The organism is Acinetobacter sp. YH12254, assembly GCF_013417415.1.
Lineage (GTDB): Bacteria > Pseudomonadota > Gammaproteobacteria > Pseudomonadales > Moraxellaceae > Acinetobacter > Acinetobacter pseudolwoffii.
Map to the genome: position 1 here is coordinate 1 of NZ_VPEB01000029.1, position 10,880 is coordinate 10,880.

Genomic DNA, 10,880 nt, shown 5'->3' on the forward strand with positions numbered 1-10,880 from the left:
CCCCACTAACCTAACATTTCGCCCCCACTAACCTAACATTTCGCCCCCACTAACCTAACATTTCGCCCCCACTTAAAGTCAAAAACCTAACATTTCGCCCCCACTTAAAGTCAAAAACCTAACATTTCGCCCCCACTTTAGTGTCTGAAACACTGATATAGCAATACATTGAGACTGGCCGTAAAGCTTTTTAAAAGCTTTTTAAAAGCTATTAAAAGCTTTTAATAAAGCTTTTAAAATTAGTAAATGAAAAAATAAATGAAAAATTGCCCTTGGTTTTCGCTACGCTCAAACTCTATTGAATCTCGCTTTCGCTCGATTCGTGGGGCAATTTTTAGTTAATATTCTTGTTACTTTAAGAAAAGGCAAAAGCAACTCGGAATTCGCTTCGCTCATAAGTTTTTTATGCTCGCTTCGCTCGGTCTAGGTGCAAAGATCAGCATGTGATCTACTTTCAATTTGTTGAAGCAAATATTTTAAAAAGCAGTTTTTCAGGGAGTCTAGGCGCAAATTTTCGTTGTGTCGCTCGTAGACACTCGCTAAAGAGGATCTGAGATGAGCAAAGATAAAAAAGATGAAGATTTGGTTTCTCTCTCGATGAAGAACTTCAACAAACCACGATGGTTTAGAGCCAATGAAGATGGTGTCTTTTGTGAAGTAACTTGGGAGGAGTTCTTTAAAAACCATGATGACCCAACAGGGTTAGAAGATTTTATGACAGATCGAGAGCAAGATACACCAAGAGATGTGGATTTATAGCGCATGGTTTGCTGTATTTGGCGTTTTATTGGTCATTCCTATTCTACCTATAGGTTTTAGTTTAAAGTGCCTTAAAACGCAAATGGTGAGCATTTAGACAACCCACCTCGTTTCGATATTCTGTTGGCAAGAATATCCGAGGGGGTCTAAAAAATGCTTATAACGTATGCACCGTAAAATTTTGTCGAAGTGCCGATTGCCAACCAACCAACACCAAACTTTAAAACGCTAATTTTATTCATAAAATCAGAAAATATTTATCCTATGGTGGATAACAACCTCGAAAAACTATGTCTTCAGAAGTTTAGTTTAGTTCGAGCGACCAACTCGAACAGCAGGGGAGACCAATCCCCATTTAACCTTTTTGACTCTCCTGTGGCTTTAAATCCACAGCCTTCAAGCACTATGACCATGCAGGAAGTAACACACTCAACTACAGTCCCCTATAGCCTCAACATCACTCTTTCGCAAAACCACGATTCCCTTAACAAGTCATTTCTGACAACGGTAGCTATGGTTTTTTAACCAACTTTTGATAAAACAACTCAAAAGAAAATTCTTATTGATTATCAATTTTACCTGTAATTATAGATTACTATCTATTTTACAAATAAAAACAACAACTTATTCAGAATTATTACAGTACAACTTCGGCAAAAATCTGCCTTATATGCGCTACTAAAGATCGCTCCAACACATCTATGTCGATAACTAAAAATTTAGTTATTCAAAAACTTAGGTGACAAAACCTAATGACATAAAAGTGCGTCCCAAGTTATCAATTGAAGTCTTAACAAGCAGTACGTTCATCCACTAAGTTTCTAAGCTTTTTCCTTGCTTTTCGGTACGCAGTTCCAAAATACCGATTCCGCAGCTTAAAAAATATCATCATGGGTAGAACACTTACTTAGCACAGTCGATGAGGATCTCTCCCCACCTTTAACACGTTTAAGCTATACATCGACCTTTCGAGCCAAAATGGAATGTCATCACGACAAATTCACCACCTGACCCAAAAGTGCCACTCTCGCCAGCTTTCACCTTGATCGCCTGTACCCTCTCGAATACCGCAGAAGCCATCGTGTGTGCCACGCACCTCGCCAAACCATAAAGATTCAGCGAAGAACGGTAGTTATTAACGCTACTCTCCATCTATGGATTTCACTCACTATTTCTTCAAAAGCAGGATTTCAGCCCTTTCAGCCTAGAATGGGGTTTAACCCATTCGCCACCTTTCGGTGATTCCGTTTCCTTGTCGCCCAACTTCAAGAACCAACAATGAAGTGGATTGAGTAGAATTTGAGGGTAGGCAAAAGCCACCCCTCATCAGCCCTCATCAAAGCGTACCGAGCTACGTTTCCGCAGCAGTCCGCTTCGTCAAGCAGTTTTCAGGCTGTCAACCTTTCCACTGTGAGCTGTTGAAAATCAAAATTTTTAGTGTGCCTAACGGCACACTAAAAAACGGTTAGGTCTTTTAGGTGCGTTGGTCAGACACACTTCACAACTGATGAGAAAATCATAATGCACAAAAAATATGCTGTCTAGGTGCGTTCGCATGGAACTACTTATTACCCTCTTACAAACACCGTCTAGAAGTCCTTAAAACTTGCTTCGCAAGTTCACCATAGCTTCGCTATGGAAAAAGCAAAAAACAGCTAAAAACCAAAAATCCTTTTACTCGATTACAATGCTAGTTTTTGATCAAAAAACAGCGTATTTTGTGAATTAACCCTTGATAACAATGATTGGAAATATTTTGGATGATAATTTTTAGTCCACACACAAAATTTACAATGCAACGGCTCGCTGACCATGTTGCCAATGGCGCATATTTTTATTTCAGCTTTGAGTACGACAGTTCTAAGAAATCCATTGAATCCGTTTTGGATAAGATGACAGAGCGTTATGAGTTGGGTATTTCACCAAGACAGCGTTCTTACCGCCTAGAAAAGGGTCATCCTATTTGCACGATGATCGTGCAAAGAGATGTCTTTAATGAAAATAAATGGTTTCTGTATTGCTTATTCACTACGCCTACAAGTAGAGATTTCAATACTTTCAACGGTATTGAGATTAATAAACTTGCCAAAGAGTCGGAGCGTTTGAAGATTCAGACTCTTAAAGAGAAGTACAAAGGCTTTAAGTGGGATCTTGATTCGATCTCAGCAGAAAAGACCTTGATTGCAGACTACTTCAAAGATAATGAGCCAAAACAATTTGTCTTAAAAAATCCAATTGCTGTCAAACCTACTGCCCTGGTGACTATGGAGCTTTTTAGAGATACGCATAAGACTTATAAACAGCTCATCTTGGGTGATGAAAAAGACTACAAAGACAGAGTAAGGGCTTATACGTGGACTTGGCGATATACAAAGCAAAGTATTGAAAAAATTAAAACTAAATTTACTGATTCTATTAATAAATTGGCTAGTCAAAAAAATAGTTCTCTAGCAGAGAAGAACCGAGCCGACATTAAAAATCTATTCCTGATGGTTGAAACATGGTCTGTTTTCAAAGCAAGCCGTTCCCAAGCAGGGCAGATTATCCATTTTGCACAGCGTTTTTTAAAGTACAGGTCTAAGAAGCAGAAAACATGGATGCAGATGGAAATTGCTACACCACACTTGACCTATCTACCCCGATTGCCGACCTATGCGGATACGATCCATGAATATAATTACAGACGTAATCTTTTTGATGAATATGGTGTGGAAGTGCCTTTGAAACTCATTAAAGACTACTATGGTGGTGGCTATTACAACATACCGATTCAAGCCTATGTAGCTAAAGAATTAGAAATGCGTGAGAATGGCAAAGCCATTGCTCAAAAAGCGGATGAGCTTTACTTACAAGTGCTTGAAAATGAGTAAATCCGCTAAGAGAAGCTATTAAATACGGACTTTGAATAGGTTCTAACATGCAAATTGAGACTGTAAATTAAATTGTGTAATTGCCTGAATTTGCTATGTTCATATTCACAACGGAGTCAGGCAACATGATGAACGAACAAAAACTAAAAGACCTTGCAGCAGAATTTGCTAAAGGAATCAAAACAGAAGACGATCTCAATCAATTCACCCGATTGTTGACTAAACTCACTGTTGAAACGGCTCTCAATGCCGAACTTACCGAACATCTCGGACATGAAAAGAATGCTCGTAAGAACGGTTCAAATGCTCGTAACGGTTATTCCAGTAAGACCGTGCTGAGCGATGATGGTGAGATTGAGATCACCACACCACGAGATCGTGATGGCACATTTGAGCCACAGCTAATTAAAAAGAATCAGACTCGTATCACGCAAATGGATAGCCAAATTCTATCCCTTTATGCCAAAGGCATGACTACCCGTGAAATCGTGGCTACTTTCAAAGAAATGTACGATGCTGATGTATCGCCAACGCTTATTTCCAAGGTGACTGATGCTGTTAAGGAGCAAGTCGCTGAATGGCAAAACCGTCCGCTGGATGCACTCTATCCCATCGTCTATATGGACTGTATTGTAGTTAAAGTCCGTCATAATGGCAGTGTTATCAACAAGGCTGTATTCCTTGCCTTAGGCATTAATCTTGATGGACAGAAAGAACTGCTCGGCATGTGGATGGCTGAGAATGAAGGTGCAAAGTTCTGGCTGAATGTCCTGACTGAGCTTAAAAACCGAGGGTTGCAGGATATTCTGATCGCCTGTGTGGATGGACTAAAAGGCTTTCCTGATGCCATTAACAGCGTATACCCGCAAACCCATATCCAGCTGTGCATTATCCATATGCTGCGTAACAGCTTGAAATACGTATCATGGAAAGATTACAAGGCGGTCACTCAGGATTTAAAAGCCGTTTATCAGTCACCTACTGAAGAGGCAGCCTTGATGGCCTTGGATCAATTCGCCCAAACATGGGATGACAAGTACCCACAGATCAGCAAAAGCTGGCGTACACACTGGGAGAATCTAAATACCTTCTTTGCTTATCCAGCCGAGATACGCAAAGCCATCTATACCACCAATGCGATCGAATCATTAAACAGCGTAATACGTCAGGCGATCAAAAAGCGTAAAGTCTTTCCAACGGATGATTCTGTACGTAAAGTGATTTACCTGGCAATTGATGCAGCGTCTAAAAAGTGGAATATGCCTATTCGCGACTGGCGTTTAGCCATGAGCCGCTTTATTATTGAATTCGGTGACCGCTTAAGCAATCGCCTTTAAATTTATGAAAAGCAATTACACAAAATTATTTACAGGCTCAATTTTTCAAAAAAGATTGAAAACCATTTTAAAGCTTTCGACTTAACCTTTTTTTACATCAATAATGGCTTCATTTAATGTCAGCATACTTTTTGAAACACCACCTTGTTGAGCTGGAGCGAAATTCTTTCAATTGCCAAGAATCTACTGATTCGTGGTATTGACCGAATTGTTTATAATAAGAGATATCTCCCTTAACCTCAACATTTCCCTTGTCAGGAGCTATATCATTGTTAATGATCTCCAACAACGTCGTTTTTCCACTTCCGTTTAACCCGACTACACCAATAATATCGTTCTTAAAAACAGTTAATTTATCAAAAGTAAAAAGAAGCTTGCCTCCAAAATATTTTTCTATTCCTCTCATTTTTATCAATTCCATACAATCGCCTCCCTTTCTAGCGATTAAGTTAATAAACATATTAAATCATTAATTAGTTTTTGTAGTTTAGAGAGTTTATTTCTTAGGGTTTCTATTCCTCAATTATTCCGTATCCTTCTGGTGCAGGAATCCCATGTTCCGAAGAACGACTGACTGATTCCCACTCTTTCCATGTAAATATACGTTTTTCTGCATTTTCAACAGCTAAATCATATACAAGGCTTCCCAGAACTAATCGGAGAGGCGGATTCTCACTATTAACCAGTTTCATTATAGCTTCGGCGGCTAACTTAGGATCACTATCCACCGATTCGTTTGAATATTGTTGGGCCAACTTTTCACGTAATGAATCATACTCTTTTTTCTGTGTAGTAAAACTCATTTTTAAGTATAGATTCGTCCAGTAACCTCCAGGTTCTACGATAGATACTTTTATACCAAAATGTGCAGCTTCTTGTGCTAAAGCCTCGCTAAATCCTTCTAAAGCAAATTTACTAGCGCTATAGATTCCCGACATTGGACCACTAATCAGTCCACCAATACTAGATATCTGGATAATATGACCTGATTCTTGTGCCCGCAAGTACGGCATAACAGCTTGACTTACCCATACTGTACCGAAGAAATTAGTTTCCATTTGGCTTCTAACTTCATCTTCACTAAATTCTTCAATCATTCCCATTACCATATTCCCTGCATTGTTAATGACAATATCGAGTCTTCCAAAATGTTTAATGGCAGTTTCCACTGTAGTCGAAACAGCACTTCTATCAGTAACATCAAGACTTAAAGGAAGTAACATTCCTTCAAACTGGCATTTTAACTCATTCAGTTTTTCAATATTTCTAGCAACACCAACAACCTTCTCTCCTGACTCCAATGCTTTTTTTGTGAATTCGTATCCTAGTCCACTGCTTGCACCTGTAATAAACCACACACGTGTATTTTCATTGTTATTAAATGTCATAAATAATCTCCTCGGTAGTGTTTCAAAAAGTATGCTGAAGAAAAAGCCGATTGGATTTTGATAAAATAGAGAAATGCAAATAACTCTAGCAATCAAATGTCCAACCTGCCTCAGTGATAGTATAAAGAAAAATGGTATCAAAGTAGATGGGAAACAAAACTATCAGTGCAAAGACTGTAAACGTCAGTTTATTGGTGATCATGCACTGAGCTATCTAGGATGTAAGTCAGGTATTACTCGTAAAATATTACAGTTGATGGTCAGAGGCAGCGGTATACGAGATATTGCTGAAGTTGAGCGCATCAGTATCGGTAAAGTTTTACGTACTTTAACTGAATCAACCTATGAAATTCAGCCTCAGCAAAGTCATTATGAATCTCTCGAAGTAGATGAGTTCTGGAATTTTGTTGGAAATAAAAAGAATAAACAATGGCTTATTTTTGTTCAAAAGTCATATTTTACCTCGGAGAAACCGGACATTTTTATTGGTGAGAATATAGACACTTTAAATGGGTTCTAACACTCTCGTTTCGTATAACAGCCATTATGTTAAATAACTTTTAGAAGCTTTAGTACAAGCTTGACAGATTGTCTTATCATTATAAAATAACCTTATTCAAATCATCCTCCCAAGAGTAACGCCAATGAAGTAAGTCATTTTCTCATCATTATTTTTAAACTTTTGATGTGCAAAATAGATTCTACTTGTGGCTATATATTCTTGGTCTCTACTTTATATCCTAAATAATATATTGTTTTTTATAAGTTAATCTTCACTATTTTGCATATCCTCTACATGAGGAATTTTTTATGCAACATGCATGTATTGCTTCAAACTTAAATTTAGAATTTTCTACACAGAAAATGTTTGATCAGCTAAACATTACGCTTTTATCAGGACAGGTTTCTGCATTAATTGGACGTAATGGTTTAGGTAAATCCCTATTGTTCAGAATATTAGATCAAAGCCAAGCTTTAGATATTCATTATAGTGGTCAAGTTTCATGGAATATCCAACATGATTATTTGGCACAATTAGAACGCCTTAATGCTGAAAATATTGCACAAGCATTAGAGGTAGATCATTTACATCATGCTTTTCGGCGTATAGAGAACAATACAGCTAGTTTTGATGATTATGAGTTAGTTGAAAATACCTGGGATTTACCACAAAAATGGCAAAATATACTTGAAAATGCTGACTTACCTACGGATTTGAACTTTCCAACAGAAAAACTGAGTGAAGGACAAAAAACAAAGCTGGCTTTATGTCGTTTGTTTTTAAAAAAGGATCACTATCTACTTTTAGATGAACCAAGCAACCATTTAGACTCAACATCTAGACAATGGTTAATTGAGAGTATTTTGGCACACCCTAGTGGTGTATGCCTGATTAGTCATGATCGCCAATTACTCAATCAAGTCCAACATATTTATGCTTTAACTGAATTAGGCTTACAACACTACAAAGGTAATTATGAGCATTACATTCAACAGCATCAGCTACACATGGATGCATTAACTCAGTCTATTAATAATGAGAAAAAAGAATTAAAGCAGTTAAAACAACGGCAACATGATAGCTTAATGAAAGCGAATAAACGTCAATCTAAAGGCAATGAACTTCGTGATTCTAATTCTCAAGCAAAGATTTTTCTAGATTTCAAAAAGGAAAATGCTGGACAAAGCTTAGGTAAGCTACGTGCCCAACAAACTCGACAAACTGATGATTTGAAAAATAGTCTGATTAATAGGCAGACCATTGTAGAAAAAATCAAAGCTCAGAAGTTTGAATTCCACTTACAGAGTACGAAGCAAGGAGAGATTTTAAGAATTCATGATTTAAAGCTACCCCATACAGCAACAAATAAAATTAATTTTGCATTGAAAGCTGGCGAAAAAATCCATCTTAAAGGTGCTAATGGAATTGGTAAATCAACCTTATTGAAATTGATTTCTACCCATCAACGTGATGATATTTTCTTTAGTGGAACATGTTTGTATTTAGATCAAAACTTTAGTTTATTAAATAATGATTTATCCGTAATCGAAAACCTTGCACTTTATAACTCCAATCTTACTGAAGTTGAGTGGAGAAATTTGTTAGGTCAGTTACGTATTCGTCGTGAAAAAGCTTTATTAAAACTATCAGAACTGAGTGGTGGTGAAAAATTGAAAGTCGCATTATTAGCAATGAGTCACTATCCTGATGGTATTGATTTATTATTGCTTGATGAACCAGAAAATCATTTAGATATTGAGTCTAGAGAGCTTCTATCGCAGGCTATTAGCCAATATCAGGGCGCTGTAATTTTAGTTTCACATGATCATTTTTTTGTTGAACAGTGTGAAATATCTGAAGAGTATTTAATTGAGTAAAATGACATTTTCAAATATATAGATTTATTAGTTCTACTAAAATTAACATAATACACGTTATACGAAATGCTCTAAATTATTTGTTTTAATTCAATAGTTTATTTCGTATTGAAAAGCCCAATCACACCCGATTGGGCTTTTTTTATGACTTTTCACGTTCCACGCTTAATAAGTAAGCAATGTTCCACACTTTTGTTTAGCTAAAAATAACAATAAAACCTTACTCATCTGTAAAAACTGCCCGAGCTAAACGGCCCAATAATCCCCTTTTTTTAGGTTCCGGTTCAACGTGTTCAGGAATAGGTATACGCTTGTTGTCTTCCCCAAAAGTAGTCAATGCGTCATAGTTCGACTCAATCTCTGGCCGAGGATCTGTTGCTATATTTAGATTAGTAGATTCATTTAGCTTACTAGTATTTTCTTGTTTTGGCTGTTCTAACGTGCCTTTAAACTCAATTCTATGAGTGAGATCTTCAATATGTTGCATCAAAGACTTTTCTCTTTGATTTGCTAAATCTAACTGATTTTTGAGTAAAGAAATTTGATCTTTTAATACATTTTCAATTTCAGACTGAACGTGTACCTGTACATCCTTCTGGACTTGTTCAGTACGTGTACTGGACTGAACACTGACTGGATTGCCATAAACTCTGATAAGTTCCGATAAGTCTATAAGTCCATCATGATCTCTTGATAATTCACCACTTTTTATAGATTCATAGATTGTTGTTCTTGATTTTTTAAAAGCTTTACTTGCGTCCATTATGCTAAATTTTGTTTTGTTCAATGTAATCCCTCAGCGCGTGTTTAAGCATGTTCATCTGAACATCTTAGCTGAACATATATCTTATTTTGAATTAAATCGTACTTTTCTAGGTATAGCAGCAATTTTTCAAACTTTTTGTTCAATAGTAAAGTCGATATTGAATTCTGCTAGTTTTTCAATCCATCTATTACCTTCGTTATTTTTAAAATCAATTTTTATTCTTTCTACTAATTCGTCTGTAGTCTCACCAGATTCTTTGAATCTCAAGCTCAATTCTTCACTTTGAATTATCGTTAAATAAACCATTTTTGCAGTTATTTTATTTTGCTCTTGGTTACTACCAGTTTCACTTTGTTGATTAGCTCCAATAGTTTTCTTTTTTCTAACTATAAAATTAACATGACTAGCTTTGCGTCCTTCTTTCTTGACTGCTTTAAACTCAATAGTAAGTTCTGTTTTAGAGTTAATGTCATCAATGTGGGGTTTAAGAATAGTACTTTTGAAATCTCTATATTCTGGGTATGAATTTTCTGCCAGACCTAAAGCACTTTTTAATTCTTTGATGGATACATCGAAATTAGACCGAAATTCATTTTGTACCAAGAATGGGTAAAGTTTTAAACCGTGACCATGTAAGGCAACAGCCGATTTAACTTTAAATTTTGTATACGAATTTTGTTTATTAAAAACATACATAATGTATAGGGCAAAATGCGTGAAAGAAATATAAAAACATCCATCCTTGTATGAGCATGTACTAATGAGTCTTGTTCGAATATCTCGATCTTTTCCAGGATGATAAAAAACTACACTGTGGTCGTAGAGAGCATCTACTACTCGGTTTAAGGCTACATAAGCACTGCTTGGCTTTAAGCCCGTCAATTCAGCATATTCTTTAGCTGTTACAGTGAATTCTGTTGTTTCATTGGGATCTGATGCTAGCCGAACTTTAGGGCTAAAAAAGAATAGCAATTTTAGAATATCGTCTTTTGGTGATTTCTCATGCTTCAATTGCCAGAAAATATTTTGAAAGACAGCATAGTCTTTTGGATAACGTTTGGCAGGTGCTGAAAGAGGAAAAAGAGATTTGTCATGTTCCTCAAAATTTTTAATTTTCTTTAATGATACAGCCATCTAAAATCACTATTCTTCTATTATGTGGTGGTATTTTCAATGCTACTTACCCCCACTTATTAAGTCAAGCATATCTTGATTACCACCTAACATTTCGCCCCCACTAACCTAACATTTCGCCCCCACTAACCTAACATTTCGCCCCCACTAACCTAACATTTCGCCCCCACTAACCTAACATTTCGCCCCCACTTAAAGTCAAAAACCTAACATTTCGCCCCCACTTAAAGTCAAAAACCTAACATTT

The 10,880-nt window shown here is 36.6% G+C and carries 9 protein-coding genes and 2 pseudogenes; 6 read left to right on the top strand and 5 right to left on the bottom strand.

Annotated features, from left to right (window positions below; all coding sequences use genetic code 11):
• Nucleotides 1–555: 555 nt before the first annotated feature.
• The gene (locus FTV29_RS14415) at nt 556–759 is read left to right on the top strand and encodes a hypothetical protein (RefSeq protein ID WP_004968112.1); all 204 of its coding nucleotides are present in this window, start codon (nt 556–558) and stop codon (nt 757–759) included.
• 948 nt (nt 760–1,707) lie between these two features.
• Here the strand turns inward: FTV29_RS14415 and FTV29_RS14420 are convergent.
• Nucleotides 1,708–1,851: a hypothetical protein gene (locus FTV29_RS14420; RefSeq protein ID WP_180015695.1), complete on the bottom strand. Its 144-nt coding sequence runs from the start codon at nt 1,849–1,851 to the stop codon at nt 1,708–1,710.
• A gap of 701 nt (nt 1,852–2,552) precedes the next feature.
• On the opposite strand from FTV29_RS14420, the gene FTV29_RS14425 reads away from it, so the two are divergent.
• The 3 genes and pseudogenes from FTV29_RS14425 to FTV29_RS14435 all read left to right on the top strand — a co-directional run.
• Nucleotides 2,553–3,629 (top strand): hypothetical protein, encoded by a 1,077-nt coding sequence (locus FTV29_RS14425; RefSeq protein WP_225531288.1) that lies wholly within the window; start codon nt 2,553–2,555, stop codon nt 3,627–3,629.
• Nucleotides 3,630–3,757: 128 nt separating this feature from the next.
• Nucleotides 3,758–4,966 carry an IS256 family transposase gene (locus FTV29_RS14430; protein WP_130136427.1) on the top strand — a complete coding sequence of 403 codons (1,209 nt, stop codon included), beginning with the start codon at nt 3,758–3,760 and terminating at the stop codon, nt 4,964–4,966.
• Nucleotides 4,967–5,005: 39 nt separating this feature from the next.
• A pseudogene (locus FTV29_RS14435) lies at nt 5,006–5,083 on the top strand (IS1 family transposase); the annotation flags it as partial.
• On the opposite strand, the gene FTV29_RS14440 reads toward FTV29_RS14435, so the two are convergent.
• Entirely contained in the window at nt 5,076–5,387 is a 312-nt protein-coding gene (locus tag FTV29_RS14440; protein ID WP_180044481.1) for an ATP-binding cassette domain-containing protein, read from the bottom strand. The pseudogene FTV29_RS14435 and the gene FTV29_RS14440 sit on opposite strands and share 8 nt — an antisense overlap.
• Before the next feature lie 91 nt (nt 5,388–5,478).
• Nucleotides 5,479–6,354, bottom strand: coding sequence for an SDR family oxidoreductase (locus FTV29_RS14445; protein WP_078081115.1), 876 nt, complete (start codon nt 6,352–6,354; stop codon nt 5,479–5,481).
• A 73-nt stretch (nt 6,355–6,427) separates the two neighbouring features.
• On the opposite strand from FTV29_RS14445, the pseudogene FTV29_RS14450 reads away from it, so the two are divergent.
• Together FTV29_RS14450 and FTV29_RS14455 are read left to right on the top strand one after the other, a co-directional pair.
• Nucleotides 6,428–6,796, top strand: a pseudogene (locus FTV29_RS14450) (IS1-like element ISAba3 family transposase); the annotation flags it as partial.
• A 368-nt stretch (nt 6,797–7,164) separates the two neighbouring features.
• Complete coding sequence (locus FTV29_RS14455; RefSeq protein WP_159124549.1) at nt 7,165–8,733, top strand: ATP-binding cassette domain-containing protein; 1,569 nt, start codon at nt 7,165–7,167, stop codon at nt 8,731–8,733.
• A 220-nt stretch (nt 8,734–8,953) separates the two neighbouring features.
• Here the strand turns inward: FTV29_RS14455 and FTV29_RS14460 are convergent, their stop codons facing one another.
• A complete protein-coding gene (locus FTV29_RS14460; protein WP_225531289.1) occupies nt 8,954–9,520 on the bottom strand; it encodes a plasmid replication DNA-binding protein in 567 nt (188 codons plus the stop codon).
• 105 nt (nt 9,521–9,625) lie between these two features.
• On the bottom strand, nt 9,626–10,633 hold the full coding sequence (locus FTV29_RS14465) for a replication initiation protein (protein WP_004967300.1): 1,008 nt from the start codon (nt 10,631–10,633) through the stop codon (nt 9,626–9,628).
• Nucleotides 10,634–10,880: the final 247 nt, after the last annotated feature.

Excerpts from the sequence above, each read along its gene's own strand:
- FTV29_RS14430 (WP_130136427.1), top strand. The coding sequence starts at position 3,758 with ATGAACGAACAAAAACTAAAAGACCTTGCAGCAGAATTTGCTAAAGGA.
- FTV29_RS14425 (WP_225531288.1), top strand. The coding sequence starts at position 2,553 with ATGCAACGGCTCGCTGACCATGTTGCCAATGGCGCATATTTTTATTTC.
- FTV29_RS14440 (WP_180044481.1), bottom strand. The coding sequence starts at position 5,387 with ATGGAATTGATAAAAATGAGAGGAATAGAAAAATATTTTGGAGGCAAG.
- FTV29_RS14465 (WP_004967300.1), bottom strand. The coding sequence starts at position 10,633 with ATGGCTGTATCATTAAAGAAAATTAAAAATTTTGAGGAACATGACAAA.
- FTV29_RS14415 (WP_004968112.1), top strand. The coding sequence starts at position 556 with ATGAGCAAAGATAAAAAAGATGAAGATTTGGTTTCTCTCTCGATGAAG.
- FTV29_RS14445 (WP_078081115.1), bottom strand. The coding sequence starts at position 6,354 with ATGACATTTAATAACAATGAAAATACACGTGTGTGGTTTATTACAGGT.
- FTV29_RS14455 (WP_159124549.1), top strand. The coding sequence starts at position 7,165 with ATGCAACATGCATGTATTGCTTCAAACTTAAATTTAGAATTTTCTACA.